The sequence below is a fragment of the Labilibacter marinus genome (assembly GCF_001659685.2).
In the GTDB taxonomy this organism is placed as follows: domain Bacteria; phylum Bacteroidota; class Bacteroidia; order Bacteroidales; family Marinilabiliaceae; genus Saccharicrinis; species Saccharicrinis marinus.
Genome location: NZ_LXYE02000009.1, coordinates 109,441 through 131,525 on the forward strand (window position 1 = coordinate 109,441; position 22,085 = coordinate 131,525).

Sequence of the window (22,085 nt, forward strand, 5' to 3'; positions counted from 1 at the left end):
CGTAATTTGTTCATTTTATCTTAGTCAAAAAACTCTACCTTTCCTGTTTCTACATCATACATGGCACCTACAATTATTATTTCACCTTCTTTCTCCATCTCTCTCAAAGCTTCACTTTCTTTTCTAATTTTTTCAATGGTAAATTTTACATTATTATTAGCTACCTCTTGAACAAATTGATGGTTCTTTGAAGAAGGATTTTCATATTTTCCACTTATTGAGTCAACAGCAGGTTTTAAGTTACTTAACATGTGCGTTAGATTACCTAACTCTACATTGTCGCATGCACCCTTAATAGCACCGCAATGGCTATGACCCATCACCACAATGGCTTTTGATCCTGCAACAACGCAAGAAAATTCAAGCGAACCTAAAATATCTGTATTCACAAAATTACCAGCAATACGAACATTAAATACATCTCCGATGCCTTGATCAAATACTATTTCAGCCGGCACTCTTGAATCAATACAACCAACTATGGCGGCAAAGGGATATTGTCCTTGTGCAGATTCAATCACTTGTTTGTTTAAATTCCTGGATATTTTATTTCCAGAAACAAAACGTTTATTTCCTTCCTTAAGCAATTGTACTGCCATTGCTGGTTTAACCTCACTTTGAGTATCTACACTTTGTGTTATACTATTATCTATCGTTAAATTCATAATTTCTTAATTTGATTTGTTAAAAAAAAGCAAAAGCTAGTTTGCATTTAAATCGCACGTTTTAAAACAACTCTACCAAGGTCTTCAACCGGGTTTTTTGAGCCTCTGTGACTAACCCCTATTAATTCCAGATGTATATTTCTGGTTTTAGCGTTTTCTTCAAAGTCGTTAATGATTTCAAGCACATCTGGGTGCATGCTTTGCGTTTTACTTCCATCAATAATCACATGTACATTATCGGGTAAATCTTGAAGTGTATGCATAATCCCGGCCTTATTTAAAAAACTTACATCTTCCGAAAGTTGAATGCGTATTGGCTTTCCTTCTTCAAACTCATGTGCTTCAAAATGGTAAGGGATTTTATAATTATTCCATAAGATATATAATACAGCTACCGCAATACCCAAGGCAATACCCATTAATAAGTCGATAAACACAATACCTGCAATAGTTACAATAAATGGAATAAACTGTGTACGGCCCATGCTATACATAGCTTTAAATAGAGCTGGTTTAGTTAATTTATATCCCACTACAAATAGAATTGCTGCCAAACTTGCCAGTGGAATTAAGTTTAATAAACTGGCAATAGATAAAGCACAAATCAGTAATAGAGCGCCATGTAAAAATGCAGAGGTTTTCGTTCTTCCTCCAGCTTGTATATTAGCAGAGCTTCGCACTATTACCTGGGTAACAGGAAGTCCTCCTACTAAACCAGAAACCATGTTGCCAACACCTTGAGCTATTAACTCCTTGTTTGTTGGTGTAATACGTTTTTGTGGATCTAATTTGTCTGTAGCTTCAACGCACAATAATGTTTCTATACTTGCCACCACGGCAATGGTTACTGCAACTATCAAAACTTGCGGGTTTAATACTTGCGAAAAGTCGGGTAGAGTAAACTGCCCAATAAATCCAGAGAATGATGACGCTACGGGAATACTTACCAATTGATCTGGTCGTAAAGCATAACTTGCATTAGAGCTAAATAATAAGTTTAAACCAATTCCTGCAGATACTGCCAATAATGGTGCAGGAATCACACTCATAAATGGAATTTTTTTCATAAAAGGTAAATCCCAAACAATTAGAATAAACAGTGAAACCAATGCAATAATAATGGCTCCAGGGCTTACCATATCTAACATATGACCCAACTGAAAAAAGGTATTATTTCCCTCTGTTTGTAAAAAGCTAAAACCAGCTTCTGATGTTTTATCATAGCCAAAAGCATGGGGTATTTGCTTTAAAATAATAATTATACCAATGCCAGAAAGCATTCCTTTAATTACCGATGACGGGAAATAGTACCCGATTACACCCGCTTTAATAAAACCAAGTATTAATTGAATAGCTCCTGCTAATACAACAGCCATTAAAAATGTTTCAAAAGCACCAAGTTCTTGAATGGCACCCAATACAATAACAGCCAAGCCAGCTGCTGGACCACTTACACCAAGTGGAGATCCGCTAAGCATAGTAACAACTACGCCTCCTACTATTCCTGCAATAACACCCGAAAATAAAGGTGCTCCAGAGGCCAGGGCAATTCCTAAACACAATGGGAGTGCTACTAAAAACACTACTATACTGGCAGAAAAATCATATTTAAAGTTTGCTAAAAACTTTGTGCTAGATTTATTACTCATCTTATAAATTAGTTTTGGTACTGCGTTGTGCAGTCACGTGAAAATCATTGCATGCGAATATTATAACATAAACGATATGCAATCATTAATTGGATTTAAGTAATGAAGGGACTTTAATTTGAGTTTTCTAATTTAAAATGAACTCAAATCTCTAGCAGTATTCAGGAGGAGGAGTAACGGTATCCATGCAGAAGTTTTGCCAACCTTTTAGGTGGTCGAGCATGGCAGTTATGTTATAGCTGTAATGTAGAGGATTATTAAAGTCAAAGTGATAATATTCATCAACATCACTTTTTTCCTCTTTTTCAACATTTTCCTTTTTGCTTTCCTTATCAGAAAAGTCACATGTTTCATGCATTGATTGACTTTCTTGAATCAGGTATTGTATAGTTATACCTCCCATTAAGCAACATAATAGCACAAGCTTAATAGCTACAAAATATGTGGCTTTTAGACTTTTATCGCTGTTTAGTATGTTTAGCTTAATATGTTCCATTTAAAATATAAAGTAACCTATTTTGGTTATAACTACTTGTATAATGCATAAAACGCGATTTTGTTGCATACTTAACATTTTTTAATAATTACTGAGTTCAATTAAATAGCTCAATTATCCTTATAATTGATTAGTTACATTATAGAATATCTCAATACAATTCCAGTTTGTACTTTATATTAGCTTAATCAGATATAACTTGTACAGAATGAGTAATTATTAAAAAAAGTTTATTGAGTTTTTTATTTTAATAACCATTAGCGTTATAAATGCAGGATCCACCTAACATATTGTTTATACTAACCTAATATAATGGAGGATGGTTTAAAAGGATTACTTCGCATAAGGTAAACTATATGGATATCATTGAAAATAATCCTATAGAATTGATGTTGCTGGTGATGCAGTAGCAGGTAATGATGCTATTTTTGGAACTCTAATAATAAATGGAACAACAGACATTAATCATTTAACCAATTGTGATGTGTCGATTAATCCTAATCCAGCTTAGGATGTTATTCATATCAAATCTTTCTGCAGGTGTATATGTCGTTCAATTACCGACCAGCAACGGTGTTTACTCGCAAAAGGTGATTATCTCATAACAATAATAAACAACAACGTAAATTTAAAGAGCTTGTTTTCAACATGGAAAACAAGCTCTTATTTATTTGTACTACTTAGGAACACCTAACTTTGTTAATATTTCATTCATTAAACACCATTTGGTAATGGAAGATTGAAGTAGGTTTATACCTACAAAACCTGTGAAAAATAGCCAATTGATATTTACATATACAGCTAGTAGAATACTAACTAAAATAAATACTCCAGCTACTGCTCTTACTATTCTTTCTTGCATAATGTTTTTATTTAATAAGTTATAAACCGTTTTCTATATTTAAGATATATGCCTGAATATTACAGTTAGGCATATTCTTTTTACAATGGCTTAATTCAATCAATAATTTATCTGCTTGTTCATCCTGAATCATGGTAAAAAAAGCAATGCTACTTGTTGATGTGGCATTACTTCCAAACCAATTGCCAGCACGATGCGGAGCCTTTTCTGGCTTACGTACACCATTTACTTCAAACTCATTAAATGAGTTCACTCCTTGTTCGCTAAAAAACTCTTCCAGTTTTTCTCTGTATTCTTCTACAGTTACCGCTACTAATAGTTTCATTTTGAATAAGTTTAAATTAGTTACTTAGCTTCTGCTGTTTGCGTTGTTTCCTCTAATTCTTCGGTTGAACTGTTGTCTTCAGTATTCTCCTTTTTACTTTCTACCATATAGTAAATCAGCGGAACAATTAATAAGGTTAAGAAAGTAGAAGCGATGGTTCCACCCATTAATGAAATGGCTAAACCTTGGAAAATAGGGTCGAATAAAATTACCACTGCACCAATAACCACTGTACCTGCCGTTAATAGGATAGGAGTTGTACGCACGGCTCCAGCTTCAATAACCGCTTCTTTTAAAGGTGCTCCCTCAGCCAGCCGAATATTGACAAAGTCGATGAGTAGTATGGAGTTCCGAACCATAATACCCGCCAGAGCTATCATACCAATCATTGATGTAGCAGTAAAAAAAGCGTCTAACATCCAGTGACCTAATACTATTCCAACCAAGGAAAGCGGTATGGCTACCATCATTACAAAAGGAACTTTTAGGTTTTGGAACCAGCCAACGATAAGCATGTAGATGATAATAAGTACCACAGCAAAGGCTGTTCCTAGATCACGAAATACCTCGTAGGTAATTTGCCACTCGCCATCCCATTTAATACCAAAGTTGCTTTCGTTAAAAGGTTGTCCGTTATAGAATTCTGTTATCTCATAACCATTAGGTAGCTGTATCTCATCCATACGGTCCGACATATCCATAATAGCATAAACAGGACTTTCTAGTTCGCCAGCAATATCAGCAGTTACATAAACCACTTGTTTCTGGTTTTTTCGAAAAATACTTTTCTCCTTAAATGTTTTTCTGATGTTTACCACATCGCCAATGGCAACCATACTACCATGCTGCGACATTAGGTTTATTTTCTTTAAATCATCAATCCCTGTCCTGTTTTCCTCTGCCATACGCAAGGTAATACCTACCTGGTCGTGGTCATTCTCCGCATAAAGGTTGGTTACTTGCGCTCCACGTAGGTTCATATTAATGGCATGCACTATCTGTTGTGCAGAGACGCCAGCCAACATCGCCTTTTCTTTATCAATATCAAATTTGTATTCCGGTTGATCATCTTCTACCATCCAATCAATATCCACTACACTTTCTGTTGTTGCAAACAAATCTTTTACCTGTTTGGCTACATCTATTTGAGAGGCATAATCGGGACCGTATATTTCGGCAACCATGGTACTCATTACAGGTGGGCCAGGAGGAACTTCAACCACTTTTACATTGGCATTAAATTTTGCCCCAATTTCTTGCAAACGAGGACGTAGCTCTTTGGCAATATCATGACTTTGTAAATCTCTTTCCTTTTTAGAAACCAAATTCACCTGTATGTCAGCCACATTAGAGCCTTGTCGTAAATCGTAATGACGAACCAAACCATTGAAGTTAATAGGAGCGGAGGCACCTACATAGGTCTGGTAATTGGTTACCAAATCGTGGTTTCGTAAATAGGCAGCAAGCTCTTTAGTAACATTAGCCGTTTGTTCTAAAGTGGTTCCTTCTGGCATGTCTATTACCACCTGAAACTCATTTTTATTATCAAATGGCAATATTTTAACTGTTACTGCTTTAAATAAAAATAAACTAGCAGAAGCAAATAATAAAACCGTAACACTTCCAATGAATACCCAACGTTTTACTTTGTTATCTATCATTGGGCGCATGGTTTTGTTATACACTTTGTATATCAAAGTTTTCTCCAGCGAATAATCTTTCTCTTCCTTGTCATCATCATCATGGCGTAATAGGCGATAAGCCAACCAAGGTGTAATCATCAGTGCAACGAATAAGGAAAAAATCATGGCAATAGATGCTCCAATAGGCATTGGACTCATATAAGGTCCCATCATACCCGAAACAAATACCATAGGAATTACGGCAGCAATAACTGTGAAGGTTGCCAAAATGGTTGGATTACCTACTTCGTCAATCGATTTTAGTGCTGCTTGAAAAAATGGCAATTGCTTCATCTTAAAATGGCGGTGCATATTTTCCGCAATAATAATAGAATCATCTACTACTATACCCGTTACAAATACCAAAGCAAAAAGTGTGATTCGGTTAAGCGTATAATCTAAAAAGTAATAGCTGAACATGGTTAAAGCAAAGGTAATAGGTACCGAAATGAATACGACCAATCCGCCTCTCCAGCCCATGGCTAGCATCACAACCAAAGTTACGGCTACAATAGCGCCCAATAGGTGCATTAATAATTCTGATACTTTTTCAGAAGCTGTTTCTCCGTAATTGCGGGTTACTTCTATATGGATATCGCTAGGTAGTAATTCACCTTGAAGAATCTCTATTTTTTGCTCAATTTGTTCTGCTAAACGCATCGCATCAGCGCCACGTCGTTTAGCTATTGAAATAGTTACAGCTTCATATTCACCTGGATGAATCTCTTTTTTATCACTAGCTTTTCCGTATCCAAAGGAAATATAACTGCTGGGTAATGCAGGGCCATCTTCTACTTTAGCTACTTGATGCAAATATATAGGACTGTTTTGGTTGACTCCAATAACTAAATTACTAACCTCTTCAGCTGTTTGCAAAAACTTACCCGTCGAAACCAAATACTCATCATTATTTTGATTGAATGAGCCTGATGAAAACTGGGTGTTTGAAGCCTTTAGCTGTTGAGCTATCATTAATGGGTCAACTTTAAAAGCTGTCATTTTATCTCTATCTAAAACAACTTGAATTTCTCGGTTTCTACCACCTATGATTTTAGTTTCAGAAATGTCGGTTATTTTTTCAATCTCAGAATTTAATTCTTGTGCTATACGCTTAAGCTGATAATCCGAATAACTCTCGCTCCAAAGCGTAAGCCCCATGGCTGGCACATCATCAATAGACCTAGTTTTAACCAAAGGAAGGGTAGTTCCTTGTGGCATCTGGTCCATATTTTTCATGATTTCGTTATACAGCTTTACCAAACTACGCTCAATATCTTCACCCACATAAAACTGAACGATGAGCATGGCTTGTTCGGGCATAGATTGAGAATATACATACTCAACCCCTTTTACATTAGAAATGATTTTTTCTATTGGCTTTACTATCCTCGACTCAACCTCTTTAGGGCTAGCACCTGGATAACCTAAAAATATATCGGCAATAGGTACATCTATTTGTGGTTCTTCCTCGCGTGGGGTAAGATACGAACTGTACATCCCAATGATAACAAAGGCTACCATTAATAGGGGAGTCAGTTTTGATTTTATGAACATACGGGCCAATGACCCTGCGAATCCTGTTTTCATTACTTCTCTGTTTAGTGCTTTGTTTATAATTGAATGGCCATTCCGTCGTGTAAACGCTCTTTACACTGCACAATAAGTTGGTCGCCTTCGGATAAACCAGAAAGGATTTCAACTTGGTTGTTTTGTGTTTTTCCTAAACGTACCCAGCGTAATAATGCTGCTTCAGATTCGCCAACGGTCCAAACACCTGTTAACTGACCTCTATTAATAATCAGCTCTTTTGCTATCATGATTTTTGTATCACTGCCTTTGCTTAATTTAACTTGCGCAAACATGCCGCTTCTGAGTGCTTGGCTTTGTTTTGCTGTAGGGTGCAACTGTACGCGCGTTTCAAATTGAGCACCTGATAACCTGCTTGAAGAACTTACGCGGGTAATCACACCCAAAACATCCTCCGAACAATTTTTTAAAGCTACCATTACCGTGTCTCCCTTATCAATTAATTGAATCTCTGATTCTGGAATACGCGTAATTACTTCAAACATACTTGGAGCTTCAATAGCTAGTAAAGGCATGCCTGGGTTGGCCATATCACCAGCATCAATAAATCGGTTGGTTAAAACGCCACTGTATGGTGCACGTATATTAGCGTAAGTCATCATTTCTTCTACTTCGGCTTTAGCTTTATTCACCGCTTTTAATTTGGCTTTCATCATTTGGTAATGAGTGCTGATGTCGTCTAATTCTTTTTTAGTGGCGCTTTTACTTTCATATAATGATGAAATTCTATTGAAGTCTGTTTCTGCGTTATTATAGGCTGCAGTTACTTCTAGTATGTTAGCCTCTACCTGACTTTTTTTAGCCATAATATCGTTGCTGCGAATGGCCATCAATAATTGTCCCTTTTCTACTATATCACCTTCGTGAACGAAGACTTTATCTACCTGGCCCATAATGCGCGTACTCAAAGTTGACTTTTTTACCGAGGCTACACTGCCAGAATATTCATAGGTTTTAGCAACCGAAGCTGACTTTACAGTTTGCACCTCTACGGAAGTACGGCTTTCTTTTCTTTCTGTATTATCCTTATTTCCACATGCCTGTACTAATGTTGCTCCTACTAACAAAAGCATGAATGATTTTGATAAATTCATTGTATTTAAGTTTTAATTTTTACAAAAGATGAGTTGATTATTTACTTGTTTCAGAGGAAAGTAACTCGTACTTAAAAACTGAAACATTGTAATTATAGAGTGCATTTAAGTGCATCAATTTGCTTTCTGCCGATTTAGCCTCAGCCATCAATAAGTCTGATGTTCTTTCCATGCCTTCTTTATAGCGGTTAGCTCTAATTCTTAAAGATTCCTGAGCTTGTTCAGCTGCCGTTTTATAGGTTAATATCTGACTTTGATTAACCAAAATGTCTCTTTGGGCTTGCATCAGTTCCATATTACCTTTATCTAAATATTCGTGATAGGAAATTTGAGCTTTACTATATTCGGCTTTCGATTTGCTTATTTTTCCTAAGTTTTTTCCACCGTTAAAAATTTTCCATTGAAGGTTTACTCCAACCATCCAGCTATTGGAATCGAATCCACCAAAATCGGCATCATACATGTTGTACATACCAAAGGCGTTAATGCGAGGAGCAAAACTGAAAGAGTTACTCTTCTTCATTAATTCATGTGCTTCCATACCATATTGCATGGCCATAACATCGGCTCTATTGTTTACAGCATTAAAACTGGTGTTCGAATAAGAAACCTGTTGTATGGAATCGGCTAGTTGTATTGGAAGTGAAATATCTCTACCTATTAAAAAGTTAAGCGATTCCTGAATGGATTTCTCCTGATTGTCAGTTGATTTTAATTGTGCATCCAGCTCCAGTGTTCTAACCTTAATAGCCAACACATCTGCATCTTTCATATAACCTTGTTCTAGGTTATCTTGTGCCATTGACAAATATGCCTCGGAGGCTTTGTATGCTTTTTCAATTACACTCTTTCGGTTTTGAGCCAATTGCAAGGCATAATAGGTTTGTTTTAGGATAAAATGAATATGTGCTTTGGTATATTCACTCTTTAACTCAATGGCTTTAACCGTTTTACTTGCTGCGCTTTTGCCTAACCAGGCATCCACATTAATAATGGGCTGCTCAACTTTAATTTGTGTATGAAAGTTATTCACTGTACCCGGGTTGTTTAACAAGTCAGGATTAAAATCTGCTTGAGTTACAATAGCTTGTTGCAATTTAAAACCAAATGCATTTAAAGGGTCTGTGGTTGAATAGAAAGTATTAGACAATTCAACAGAAGGTAAATACATAGCATTAGCTTGCTGGTTATCGGCTTGTGCACTTTTTACATCAGCTATGCTCTTTAAAATGGTGCTATTGTTTTGGTCTGCCAATTCTATTATTTGTTGTAATGTAAATACATTACCTTCAGAAGTGGTCTGTGCCCATATTGGCGGAATAATCATTAAATTCGCCAATAGGGTAAGGATAAGTAATTTTTGAGTATACATAGTTATATTAATATTTACAGTTTTTCTATTTATTTGGTGTCAAATATAAATCCACAAATACATATATCCAAATAAATAGATATGTAATTATCTAGAATAGATAATTAAAAGTATTTATATTGCACATATGTAGATGGTTACGTGATTTTTATTTAATTCGATATTTTTTCGGATAATATAAATTGGCTAATATTTCCTGACAAACGAGCAGAAGTTTGACTGTCATTTTGTACAAAAACTGTCATTAGGACTTATTCTTTTAAGAGGACTTGCAAACGTTTTTAAATTCTGTTTGATTAAATTACTTTTACGTCTTATAATAATTACAAATGCGAAAAGATAAAAGCTATATAAATTTTCCACAGAAACTAAATGCAGGTGGGAGACTGATTGATATATCCACTCCTTTAATTATGGGTATTTTAAATGTTACACCCGATTCTTTTTTCGATGGAGGAAAGTACACTAATGAAGATGCTATATTAAGTCGTGTAGAACAAATGATACAGGATGGAGCAGATATAATTGATATAGGTGCATATTCATCTCGCCCAGGAGCTAAGCATATTTCCGAAGAGGAGGAGCTTGAACGTTTAAATACAGTATTGGCAAGTATTCGAGCAAATTATCCTGAAATCATCATATCTGTAGATACTTTTAGAGCATCTGTAGCCGCATGTGTTGTAAATGAGTTTAAGGTGGATATAATCAATGATATTTCGGCAGGAGATATGGATGAGAAGATGTTTGAAACCATAGCTCGGCTGAATGTGCCATACATCATCATGCATATGAAAGGAACTCCGCAAAATATGCAGGTAAATCCAAATTACGAGAAAGATATTGTTTTTGAGGTGATTGATTATTTGGCCGAAAAGAAAAGACAATTAAGTTTGCTTGGTGTGCATGATGTAATTATTGATCCAGGTTTTGGTTTTGGTAAAACGCTTGATCATAATTATCAATTATTAAATAGGCTGGATGATTTAAGGTTATTAGAACTACCTATTTTGGTTGGTGTTTCAAGAAAATCAATGATTTATAAATTATTAGAAACATCTCCTGAAGAAGCATTAAACGGAACCACCGCTTTAAATATGGTAGCGCTTGAAAGAGGAGCTGGTATATTAAGAGTTCATGATGTAAAAGAAGCCAAGGACTGTATTAGTATTTTTAATAAATTACAGCAGTAAATTATATTGTATTAAATGACATTTTTAGATATACGTTTTATAGACTTGGTGGATATTACTCTGGTGGCTTACCTGATGTATAGGCTATACAAGCTTATTAGAGGTACCGTTGCTCAGAATATATTCTTCGGTCTACTCGCCTTTTTCTTATTCTGGATTTTAATTAAATCCTTAAATATGACACTTTCGGGCGCCATAGTTGATAATATTGTGAGCGTTGGTGTAATTGCATTGATAGTTGTTTTTCAGCAGGAGATACGACGTTTCTTTTTATTGATGGGAACCAAGTATAATATTGCAAACAGATTTAGTTTTGAAAAAATGTTCTCTAATCCTAGTACGGGTGTTATGAATTTTTACAATAAACCCATTGTAAGAACCTGCGAGCATTTGGCTAAAACTAAAACAGGAGCCATTATTGTTATCTCTAAAAAATCGGAACTGCTGGATTACGTTGAAACGGGTGAGTTAGTAAATGCAGTTATCTCAAGCCGTTTATTAGAGAATATCTTTTTTAAGAATAGCCCATTGCACGATGGAGCCGTTATTGTGGCACAAAACAAAATTAAAGCTGCAGGCTGTATATTGCCCGTCTCCCAAAGTTTCGATTTGCCTAAAAAACTAGGTTTAAGACACCGAGCAGCTCTAGGTGTAACAGAAGCGACTGACGCCTCTGCGATTGTTGTTTCGGAAGAAACGGGGAAAATTTCTTATTTTCATGCTGGAGAAATCAATCATGGGGTATCACCAGAAGAATTAGAAAAGCTACTTGAACAAGAATAAATAAACCATCATTATGGAACTGAAAACCATTATATATCTATTACTTATTATAATAGTAAACGTAGGTGTTTTTGGAGGTCTGCATCGATTAAGAAAAAGCTATGGCGATGGCTTTAAAGGTCAAATGTTGGGTGTGGCTTCGAACTTGTTAAAACTGGTTTCTTCGTTTGTATCCATTTCTATTATTGCATTGATTTTTGAGCTTCATCTTATGGATTATTTAGCCATTGAATTATGGAGCTTTAAAAAGGATGTTTCAATTACAGGATTTCTTATCGTATTTTTGGTTTTCACCATTTCCTTATTGGTGATTATCAATCGCTTTTTAAGTAAGGTATTTACTGAAACGCGCGGCAGAGGTTTACATTCCATTCCTGTTAAAGTAACAAAGTCCTTACGCACATGGGTTAGCTTTTTGGCATTTTTAGCTTTAATAGAGGGCGTAACCAAAATTACAGGAAGTTCAGTTCATATATTTGATATTGTACTTTTAACAGTTGCTAAAGTTCAGATTACTATAGGTAAGATAGTACAAGCGATATTTATGGGATATACTGTACATATTGTAATTCTCACCATTGAATTTTTTTATAACCAACATATTTCAAGTAAGAAAATAGACACAGGAAAAGGTCGTACTGTATTTCAGATTGTGAAGTATTTTGTGTGGGTTGTAACCATTGTTGCTATTATTGGAAGCCTAGGCATAAGCGTTAATGTTTTGTTGGCTGGTTCTGCAGCGTTGTTTGTTGGTTTAGGTTTTGGAGTACAGGCTTTATTTAATGATTTTGTTTCAGGATTAATCATATTATTTGAAGGTACGATTAGAGTTAACGATGTTGTTGAACTGGAAAATGGAATTATAGGAAAGGTTGAGGAGATTGGTCTAAGAGCTTCAAAAGTGTTAACAAGAGATAATATTATTACCATTGTTCCCAATAATAATTTTGTAGGTAAAAATGTAATTAACTGGACCTACAATGAAAGTAAAACACGCTTTAAAGTAAATGTAGGAGTAGCCTATGGCTCAGATGTTCGTTTGGTTGAAAAGATACTCATTGATGCCGCTATAAATAACGAATACGTGTTTAAAACGCCAAAGCCCTTTGTTTACTTTAACGATTTTGGTGAATCATCCTTAGACTTTAGTTTATTCTTTTGGACGGATGAATCTTATTACGTTGAAAAGGTAAAAAGTGAATTGAGATTTGCTATAGATGATGGGTTCAGAAAGCATAATATAGAAATTCCTTTCCCGCAACGAGATTTGCATATTCGTTCTGGTTATAAATCTTAATTCGATAAAAATACCGAGTAATTTTAATTGGAGTAATAAATTACTATTTTTATAACTCAATTAAACATTAAAACGCGTATTATTACCATGAAGATATGTTTAACAGGAGGTACAGGATTTTTAGGTTCTAGAATTACTCATTTTTTTTTAGCAAATAATTTTGAGGTCGTTAATATCTCCAGACGTGATTTTCATGCAGGAATAGATACCTTAGTACAAAAAATTGAAGGTGCCGATATGTTAATCAATTTAGCGGGTGCACCTGTTATCAAAAAATGGACTTCAGTTTATAAAAACAAAATACGTAATAGCCGAATTAATACCACCAAAAAATTAGTAGAGGCCATCTTAAAAGTAGAAAAGCAGCCATCTATAGTTTTATCTTCATCTGCAGTGGGTATATACGATGATATATACGAGCACGATGAGTTTTCGGATAGATTAGCCAACGATTTTTTAGCTCAGGTATGTAAAGACTGGGAAGCAGCATTAGCCCCATTGGCTTCAACCGATATCAAGTTAGCTGTTATGCGTATTGGTGTTGTTTTAGATGATAAAGAAGGGGCATTGGCTAAAATGTTACCGTCGTTTAAAATGGGCTTTGGTGCTGTGGTAGGTGATGGATTACAATCCTTTCCGTGTATTCACATAAGTGATTTATTATCTGCTATATGGTACATATTAAAAAATCCAGAATCAAAAGGTGTATATAATTTGGTGGCACCAGAAATGGTTTCTAATAAATACTTTTCTAAAATATTGGGCCAGAAGCTTCACAAGCCAGTGTTTTTTAAAGCGCCTAAATTTGCCATGAAAATGATGTTTGGTGAGGGTGCCGATGTCTTACTGAAAGGGCAAAAGGTTAAACCTCAAAGACTTTTGGATCTCGGTTTTCCATTTCAGTTCCCTACCATTGAGTCCATGTTAGACGATTTAATCAAGAAATAACCTTTTGTGCGTTAAATCATACTTCATAATCTCAAGTTTAAAGCTGATTATTTCTATTTTTACATGTTTTAATATTGTTCAGATAATCATGAGTTATCATGAACGAATGAGACGTAATTGCCTTATTGTACAAACACCCATTAAGTGAACCATGCAAGTAGATAAAAATTTACTCGAAAAATATAATATTCCGGTACCTAGATATACCAGTTATCCTCCAGCAAATCATTTTACTGATGATTTTAAGGAGTCTGAATTTAAAGACTTATTGGTGACATCTAATACTGAAGAACCGCATAATATTGCTTTTTATATTCACATTCCTTTTTGTGCTCAAATATGTCATTATTGTGGCTGCAATGCCATTAAAATGAAACGAGCAGACGAAGTAAAGACGTACATTACTGCTTTAAAAAAGGAGATTGAAATGCTAGTGTCGGAAGTAGATAAAGGCAGAAAAATATCACAAATCCATTATGGAGGAGGTACTCCTAACGCCATAAAAGCACATTATCTGAAAGAGATTAATGATATTCTTTTCAGTCACTTTCAGTTAATAGAAAGTCCAGAGATTGCCATAGAATGTAATCCTGCACATTTATCGTATAGTTATTTAGATGAATTGTTTGACGCAGGTTTTAACCGTTTCAGTTTTGGAATTCAGGATTTTGATGAGTGTGTATTACAAGATGTAAATCGTCGCCCTTCAGCTTTGCCTGTTGGCGATTTGGTAAAATACGTAAAAGCAAAAAATATTAAGTTTGCTGTCAACCTCGATTTTATTTATGGCTTACCAGGCCAATCGGTCGAAAGCTTTTGTGAGTCTATTCAGCAAGCCATCGAAATTAAGCCTGACAGATTAGTTACTTTTTCGTATGCGCATGTGCCATGGTTTAAGGAGCATCAAAAAATATTGGACGAAAAGGGTTTGCCTTCTGCCGATGATAAGTTAGAAATGTTTTTGGCAGCTTATGATATGTTGCTTAAGGCTGGTTATATCTCAATTGGTCTTGACCATTATGCATTGCCAGAAGATGAGCTATGTCAAGCCTTAGATAAGCATCAGTTACATCGTAATTTTCAAGGTTATTGCACTAAACGAACTACTGGTCAGGTATATGCTGTAGGTGTTTCATCTATTAGTCAATTGTCAGGTGGTTATGTACAGAACACAAAGGATATAAAACCATATATTGAGGCAATAGAGAAGGGAGAATTTCCTGTTGAAAAAGGAATTTTGGTTAGTGATGAGCAGAAGTTAATTCGAATGGTTATCAACGAATTAATGTGTAATAAATATATTCAATGGCAAACAATTGCAGATGAGTTTGCTATAGGTGTTGATGAGGTAAAGAAAAAAGTGGCTTACGATGAAAACTTATTAAATCAGTTTAAGGAAGACTTACTCATTGAGTTTAGTAAGGATGAGTTATCAATTACAGAATTGGGAACCATGTTTATTCGCAATATTGTAGCCTCTTTCGATCCGGCTTTATCAGGAAGTAAAAAACGTTATTCTAACTCACTTTAATATGTCGAATAAAAAAGTTGATGTTGCCATTGTTGGAGCTGGATTAACGGGATTAACGCTAGCTTTTTATTTAGAGAAGGCAGGTAAAAGTGTTGCGCTCATTGAGAAGTCGGATAGAGTAGGAGGTGTGATTAACACTATCGAGGAAGATGGTTTTGTGTATGAGCAAGGTCCTAATACAGGTGTAATTGGCTCCGAAGGTATCGTACAACTTTTCGACGACCTGAAAGGAAGCTGCGAGCATGTTACTCCAAATACCGAATCGGAAGAACGATGGATATTAAAGGGTGGTAAATGGGTAGCTATTCCCAATGGATTATTAAAAGCCATCAAAACACCTTTATTTTCATTAAAAGATAAGTTTAGAATTTTGGGTGAGCCATGGCGAAAAAAGGGAACTAACCCAGATGAGTCTTTGGCAGATATGGTAAAACGCCGTATGGGACAGAGTTATTTAGATTATGCTGTAGATCCATTTGTTTCAGGTATTTATGCAGGTGACCCTATTCAATTAATTACCCGATTTGCCATGCCTAAACTATATAGGCTAGAGCAGGATTATGGAAGCTTTATAAAAGGAGCTATAAAAAAGAAAAAGGAACCAAAAACAGCGCTTCAAAAACGTGTGAGTAGGGAAGTGTTTTCTGCAAAAGGTGGTTTAGGCAAACTCATTGAAGGCTTGGAGAACAATATATCTGATGAAGCCTTTTATTGTAGTAGTAAGAATCTAAGCGTCCAACCTCAAGAGAGTGGATACAATTTGCAATTTTCTACTTTCGAAGAAAAGAAGATAAATATTGAAGCGGATAAGGTGATTACAACTTTTGGAGGAGAAGGCTTAGCGAGTGTGCTTCCATTTATCGAAAAAGATTGGATGAAATCATTGGCTAATACTGTTTACGCCAAAGTGGTACAGGTGGTAGTTGGATATAATAAATGGAATGGAAGAGAATTAAAAGCCTTTGGCGGTTTGGTACCATCAAAAGAAAATAGGGATATACTCGGAATTCTTTTTCCAAGTGCTCTGTTTAAAAGTAGGTGTCCTGAAGGCGGTGCTGTATTATCTATTTTTGTAGGAGGAATGAAGAAACCTAAAATGATAGAAAAAACAGAAGAAGAGATAAAGGCCATTGTGATGAAAGAAATATCGGATACTTTATATTGTAGTGATACGCCTGATTTATTGAGAATTCATAAATACGAAAAGGCCATTCCTCAATATGATATTTCTACAAAGGATAGACTGGCAGCCATTGATAATATTGAGCAAAAATATGCAGGCTTGTATTTAGCCGGGAATATAAAAGATGGCATTGGCATGGCTGATAGGGTACAACAAGCATGGCTGTTGGCTAAAGAATTGACAAATAACTAGGCATCTATTGATTTGAATTTTTAAACCAGATTATGAAACGAGCATTATTAATCATCAACATAGGAACACCTGATAAGCCAGAAAAAAAAGCAGTTAAGCGTTATTTAACTGAATTTTTAAATGATAAGCAAGTTATTGATATTCCTTGGCTATTGAGGAAAATATTGGTTAACCTGATTATTATTCCTTTTCGTGTTTCAAATTCTACGCAATTATATAAGCGATTATGGAAAAAGGATGGCTCGCCTTTATTGACCTACCAAAATAAGTTGACCGAAAAATTGAATCAGAAATTAAAAGGCGAATACGATGTGTTTTCTGCGATGCGATATGGCAATCCATCATTAAAATATGTACTGAAAGACATCATGAAAAATAAGTATGATGAATTGCTTGTATTACCACATTATCCGCAATATGCTACGTCAACAACTCTTTCTACCATAAACAAAGTAAAGAAAGAACTCAAGGATTTTGCGGATGCTCCTAAACTTAAGTTTGTGGATCAGTTTTACGATCATCCTGCATTTATTAATGCCTTTGTTCACAACATTAAAATGCATGATGTTGATTCATACGACCATGTTGTGTTTTCGTACCATGGGTTGCCCGACAGACAAGTTAATAAAATGCACCCAGGAATTAATAGTCCTGATTGTACATGCCATGTTGCTATGCCCGAGCATGGTAAAAATTGCTATAAGGCTACCTGTTATCAAACTACACGTTTATTAGCATCAGCTTTAAAGCTGGATAAAGAAAAATATACCGTTTCTTTTCAGAGTAGGTTAAGTAAAAATTGGTTGATGCCATTTACAGATGTAGAATTGATAGAATTATTGAAGAAAGGCAAAAAGAAAATATTAGTGGTTTCCCCTGCTTTTGTAACGGACTGTTTAGAAACAGAAGTGGAAATTGGTTATGAATACCAAGAGGACTTTATCAAGAATGGAGGTGAAAAGCTGCAACTGGTAGAAAGCTTAAACGATTCTGATGCATGGGTAAATGGTATTGCAGAAATTATTAAAGACTAAGCACTGTCTTTTTTCATTTGAATAGAGTTAACTACATGTTCAATATCCACTTCAACAAGCATGCCTGGCTTAATGGATGAGGCATATTGATCATGTACATGTAAGGTAACTACATACATTTGGTGTTTACCTTTTATCTTTTTAATTCCATGAATAAAAGCAGGAATTTCAAATAGAACAACATCCTCAATATTACATTTTATGCTGACCATATTTTGTATGTGCATAAAATCTTCCTTAGGTATAGTAAATATTATATCTGGGCTAGTTTCACTTTTAATTAATTGCAAATGCTGATGATTGTTGGCTAGTTCATCTTGTTCTTTGCTTGCTTCGTTCTTTTGAACTACGCCTACGTATGATAATGTGTTCATGCTATCTAAAATTAAAGAAGGTTATTGTTTCATTTTTTTTGATTCTTTAAATCCGTAATAGGTAACTACAGCAATAATTAAAATATCTATGACTATTCTTCCTATTACAATAAAATTGCTTTCCATAGGTTATCGCTTGAAATGCGTATTAATTAGAGTTTATTGATGATATAAAAGTAATATATGCATCATGTAGCTTTAAATTATACTGTACGAACTGATAAAAATAAGCGGTGAAATAAACAAATGACGAGTTGAAATTTGATAGAATATTAACCGAGCTTATTAAAGTTGAATAATATTTGATTGAAAACTTTCTTTTGGATAATGGTTTTACTAAATTAATGGGTGTAAAGCGTTTATCTATGCTCGGGAGATTTCTTATTTTATACTTTTTTTTGATGTTTACTTGTAGTTTACAGGGGGAGGAGTATAATTTTGTGCCTCTTGAAACAAACGTGGGTATTAATATGGTAAGGTCTATCTGTAGAGATCAGAATGGTTTTCTATGGATAGGTAATCAGCGCACTGGGTTAATGCGTTATGATGGTTATCAAATTAAACGTTATCTGCATCGAAAAAATGATTCCTTATCGATGAGTAGTGGCGCTATTTTTAGTATGCACGAAGATGTATACCAAAACTTATGGATAGGAACTACCAATGGCTTGAATAGATATGTGGCCAAAAAAGATAAGTTTGTCCGCTACTATTTTAAATCTAATATAAGATCTCATTTTTCCTCTAATTTTATTAATGAAATTGTTGAATCACCTGACTCTGTTTTGTGGATTTGTACACAGCATGGTATTTATAAATACAATAGAGAAAAGGATGATTTTAAAGGATATTTTAATTACGAGTTTAATGCGAGTAACCATTTTACCTGTTTAGAATGGGATAAATATGGAAGAATGTGGTGTGGAGTGAACGATAAAAATGGTTTGTTTTTATTTGATCCTGAAACATCGAGCTTTACTCATTATGATGATGGAAGGCCACTTTCTGTTGGAGTAAAGACCTTGTTGGTAGATAAAAATAATATGTTTTGGTTTGGTCATCGTGGAGTAGGATTTGCCCGATTTAAACCTAGAAAAGGCCAGTTTAATTATTATCCTGTAAAAGGTAATGGAAAAGGCATTTTAGGCAGTTTTATTTATGACCTTGAAGAAGTAGATAGTGTAAATCTCTTTATTGGCATCGATCAAGCAGGTATTAATGTATTTAACAGAAAAACAAGGCGATTTACTTATATCACAGATGATAACCATTTCTATGGGAACTTATCCTCTAACGGAATTTATTGCATTTACAAAGATGATGAAGGTATCATATGGACAGGTACTTCCAGAGGTGGGGTATGTTATCATAATCCAAAACAATCGCGATTTAAAACCTATATACCGCGAGTAAAAAGTAAAAAGAGTACAACGGAGGGTGGATATTATCCTTCTTACGGATTACATTCTAGCTACTACGAGTCGGAAGATGGAAAAATATGGATTGGAACAGATGGTGGTGGAATTAATATTTTAAATCCTAAAACAGGAAAATTCTCGTACATATACGAAGTAATGATAAATGGTAAACCTGAAAATCTAAATGTTATTCGTTCCATCACCAAGGGAGGTGATAACAATATTTACATTACGCCATGGGAGGGCGATATGGTGGTGTATAATACTAAAACTGGCAGATATTCAAAGCCTAAGTTTAAAGAACCCAATTTAATGGATTTGGATGCGAATACTTTTTGGAGCACTTTCGTGGATTCGAAAAAACGCTTTTGGGTGAGTTATACCTACGGAACCATTGCTTTATATGATAAAAATAAGAAGTGGTTAGGTAAGTTTTATGTAGGTGATTCTACCAACTACATGGATGTGAAAATTCAAGAAACAAAGGATAGTTTAATATATCTTTTAACACGGAATGGTATCCATCAATATAATGATTCGCTTAATAAACTCAATAAAATTATTGATGTAAGAAATCTGGTATACATGGATGTGTTGGAAGATGGTTCTATTTGGTTTGCTTCAGATCAGGAAGGCCTTTTTTATTATAATAGAGAACGAAAGAAAGTTGAGCGTATTGATTTGCCATTTAATGCAAACCAGGTTTTGGTACGAAGTTTAGCCTATTGTAAAAATAAAGTGTATATCGCTACCAATCATGGTATATTAATTTATGATATTAAGACAAAGAAAACACAAAGTTTTGATAAAGAGGATGGTTTGCAGGGGAATGAGTTTTTTCATCAAGCAGTATTAAAAACATCAGATGGTAAAATCTATTTTGGGGGAAACAATGGATCTACCATGATTGATCCAAGCAATTTAGGTATAAATACCTTCGTGCCGCCAGTTTATATATCGGATATTTATGTATCACATAAGAAGCAAGAATTACATCAAGAAGCATCTATATTAAAAAACAATGTGCTTTTCACTAAGGATATTGAGTTAAAATGGCGTTCCAACTTATCTCTTGAATTAGAGTTTGTGGCGCTGAATTTTACCTTTCCATATAAAAATGAATACGCCTATATGTTAGAGGGAATGGATGAGGAATGGCAAAATTCCAGTTCTTACTCGCGTAGAGCTGTATATACCAATTTAAGACCAGGGGAATATATTTTTAAAGTAAAGGCGTGTAATAATGATGGAGTTTGGAATGAGAATGAAACCAAACTTAATATCATTATTCATCCGCCATTTTGGTTTACAAGTGGGTTTTTTCTAGCCTGTGGAGTTGCGCTTCTTTTGATTTTATACCTGATAATCGTTATCCGAGAGCGCCGTATTGTAAGAGATAAAGAAAGATTAAAAAAGAAAGTAGCTAAAAGAACAGAGTTGATTGAACAACAGAAAGAACAACTCGATAAACAGAATAAAGAACTGGAACATCATTACGAGGAGTTGGCTATGAAACAAGAGGAGCTTCAGGTACAGAATGAGGAACTGTTTATGCACCGCAATAACCTTCAGATATTAGTAGATGAAAAAACTAAGGATTTATTAGAAGCCAAGTTAAGAGCCGAACTGTCGGATAGATTAAAGTCTTCATTTTTAGCCAATATGTCGCACGAAATTAGAACTCCGATGAATGCCATTATTGGATTCTCTAATTTATTGGTAGATGACAATATAAATGAAGAGGAGCGCAAACAGTTTGTTTCGGTTATTACAGATAATAGTGAGGTGTTGCTGCACTTGGTAGAGGATATCTTAGACTTTTCCTTGATAGAAAGTAACCAAATGAAAATATCTAATAATGAGTTGGATTTAAATCATCTTTTAGAAAGTATTTTTAGCTCTTTTGTTATTCGCGAAAAACAGATTCCTTCAGTTGAATTGTTATTAAATAACCATCTTCAGCAGCATAAGGTAAAACTTAAATCTGATGAATACCGAATCAGACAAATTATTTCTAACTTGATTGGTAATGCCTTTAAATTTACAACAGAAGGCTCTATTGAAATTGGGTGTAGACTAAATATGGACAATGTTGAGCTATACGTAAAAGATACAGGCATAGGCATGTCAAATGAGGAGCAAGCCATCGTTTTTCAGCAGTTTGTAAAGTTAGATAAAGAGAAATTTTATAATAAGCGAGGCATTGGTTTGGGCTTGTCCATCTCTAAAAGATTGGCCGTTTTATTGGGAGGTGACCTATTGGTTAAGTCTACCATTGATAAAGGATCTGAGTTTATATTAACTATCCCCTATAAAAATAAAGGGCTCGTATAATTATCCCTTCCTTTTCATAAAGGATAATGTTTTTTTGACTATTCACCTAGTTTATAAGTGTCATAT

18 protein-coding genes are annotated in these 22,085 nt (G+C 34.8%); 9 read left to right on the top strand and 9 right to left on the bottom strand.

The genetic code is table 11. The features are described 5' to 3' along the window. Positions 1-20 precede the first annotated feature (20 nt). The 3 genes from A8L32_RS03935 to A8L32_RS03945 all read right to left on the bottom strand — a co-directional run bounded on the left by A8L32_RS03935 (position 21) and on the right by A8L32_RS03945 (position 2,810). Entirely contained in the window at positions 21-665 is a 645-nt protein-coding gene (locus tag A8L32_RS03935; protein ID WP_075590110.1) for a carbonic anhydrase family protein, read from the bottom strand. A 47-nt stretch (positions 666-712) separates the two neighbouring features. Further along, positions 713-2,314 (bottom strand): SulP family inorganic anion transporter, encoded by a 1,602-nt coding sequence (locus tag A8L32_RS03940; RefSeq protein WP_075590111.1) that lies wholly within the window; start codon positions 2,312-2,314, stop codon positions 713-715. Positions 2,315-2,465: 151 nt separating this feature from the next. Next, positions 2,466-2,810 (bottom strand): hypothetical protein, encoded by a 345-nt coding sequence (locus tag A8L32_RS03945; RefSeq protein WP_075590112.1) that lies wholly within the window; start codon positions 2,808-2,810, stop codon positions 2,466-2,468. Positions 2,811-3,322: 512 nt separating this feature from the next. Between A8L32_RS03945 and A8L32_RS23840 the strand changes: the two genes are divergently transcribed. Continuing rightward, complete coding sequence (locus tag A8L32_RS23840) at positions 3,323-3,415, top strand: T9SS type A sorting domain-containing protein (RefSeq protein ID WP_075590113.1); 93 nt, start codon at positions 3,323-3,325, stop codon at positions 3,413-3,415. A 71-nt stretch (positions 3,416-3,486) separates the two neighbouring features. Here the strand turns inward: A8L32_RS23840 and A8L32_RS03955 are convergent, their stop codons facing one another. The 5 genes from A8L32_RS03955 to A8L32_RS03975 are packed head-to-tail and all read right to left on the bottom strand — an operon-like array spanning position 3,487 to position 9,732. Next, the gene (locus A8L32_RS03955) at positions 3,487-3,672 is read right to left on the bottom strand and encodes a YgaP family membrane protein (protein ID WP_075590114.1); all 186 of its coding nucleotides are present in this window, start codon (positions 3,670-3,672) and stop codon (positions 3,487-3,489) included. 19 nt (positions 3,673-3,691) lie between these two features. Next, on the bottom strand, positions 3,692-3,997 hold the full coding sequence (locus tag A8L32_RS03960; RefSeq protein ID WP_075590115.1) for a hypothetical protein: 306 nt from the start codon (positions 3,995-3,997) through the stop codon (positions 3,692-3,694). A 20-nt stretch (positions 3,998-4,017) separates the two neighbouring features. After that, positions 4,018-7,266, bottom strand: a complete 3,249-nt coding sequence (locus tag A8L32_RS03965) for an efflux RND transporter permease subunit (protein WP_075590116.1) — start codon at positions 7,264-7,266, stop codon at positions 4,018-4,020. Between the two features lie 23 nt (positions 7,267-7,289). Further along, entirely contained in the window at positions 7,290-8,360 is a 1,071-nt protein-coding gene (locus A8L32_RS03970) for an efflux RND transporter periplasmic adaptor subunit (protein ID WP_075590117.1), read from the bottom strand. Positions 8,361-8,397: 37 nt separating this feature from the next. Continuing rightward, positions 8,398-9,732: a TolC family protein gene (locus A8L32_RS03975; protein WP_075590118.1), complete on the bottom strand. Its 1,335-nt coding sequence runs from the start codon at positions 9,730-9,732 to the stop codon at positions 8,398-8,400. Positions 9,733-10,061: 329 nt separating this feature from the next. On the opposite strand from A8L32_RS03975, the gene folP reads away from it, so the two are divergent. The 7 genes from folP (at position 10,062) to hemH (ending at position 17,893) form a co-directional block, all read left to right on the top strand. Next, on the top strand, positions 10,062-10,925 hold the full coding sequence (gene folP, locus A8L32_RS03980) for a dihydropteroate synthase (RefSeq protein ID WP_075590119.1): 864 nt from the start codon (positions 10,062-10,064) through the stop codon (positions 10,923-10,925). A gap of 15 nt (positions 10,926-10,940) precedes the next feature. Next, positions 10,941-11,708: a diadenylate cyclase CdaA gene (gene cdaA, locus A8L32_RS03985; RefSeq protein ID WP_075590120.1), complete on the top strand. Its 768-nt coding sequence runs from the start codon at positions 10,941-10,943 to the stop codon at positions 11,706-11,708. Between the two features lie 13 nt (positions 11,709-11,721). After that, positions 11,722-13,005, top strand: coding sequence for a mechanosensitive ion channel family protein (locus tag A8L32_RS23290; RefSeq protein ID WP_083631172.1), 1,284 nt, complete (start codon positions 11,722-11,724; stop codon positions 13,003-13,005). Positions 13,006-13,092: 87 nt separating this feature from the next. Further along, on the top strand, positions 13,093-13,953 hold the full coding sequence (locus A8L32_RS03995) for a TIGR01777 family oxidoreductase (RefSeq protein ID WP_075590121.1): 861 nt from the start codon (positions 13,093-13,095) through the stop codon (positions 13,951-13,953). 151 nt (positions 13,954-14,104) lie between these two features. Further along, positions 14,105-15,484 (top strand): oxygen-independent coproporphyrinogen III oxidase, encoded by a 1,380-nt coding sequence (gene hemN / locus A8L32_RS04000; protein ID WP_075590122.1) that lies wholly within the window; start codon positions 14,105-14,107, stop codon positions 15,482-15,484. Position 15,485: 1 nt separating this feature from the next. Further along, on the top strand, positions 15,486-16,859 hold the full coding sequence (hemG, locus tag A8L32_RS04005; protein ID WP_075590123.1) for a protoporphyrinogen oxidase: 1,374 nt from the start codon (positions 15,486-15,488) through the stop codon (positions 16,857-16,859). Between the two features lie 32 nt (positions 16,860-16,891). Next, positions 16,892-17,893 carry a ferrochelatase gene (gene hemH, locus A8L32_RS04010; protein WP_075590124.1) on the top strand — a complete coding sequence of 334 codons (1,002 nt, stop codon included), beginning with the start codon at positions 16,892-16,894 and terminating at the stop codon, positions 17,891-17,893. On the opposite strand, the gene A8L32_RS04015 is transcribed toward hemH, so the two are convergent. Then, on the bottom strand, positions 17,890-18,267 hold the full coding sequence (locus tag A8L32_RS04015) for a hypothetical protein (protein ID WP_075590125.1): 378 nt from the start codon (positions 18,265-18,267) through the stop codon (positions 17,890-17,892). The genes hemH and A8L32_RS04015 overlap by 4 nt on opposite strands. Positions 18,268-18,668: 401 nt before the next feature. Here A8L32_RS04015 and A8L32_RS04020 point away from each other — a divergent pair, with 401 nt between their 5' ends. Continuing rightward, complete coding sequence (locus A8L32_RS04020; RefSeq protein ID WP_158027196.1) at positions 18,669-22,019, top strand: sensor histidine kinase; 3,351 nt, start codon at positions 18,669-18,671, stop codon at positions 22,017-22,019. The last annotated feature ends 66 nt before the right edge of the window (positions 22,020-22,085 follow it).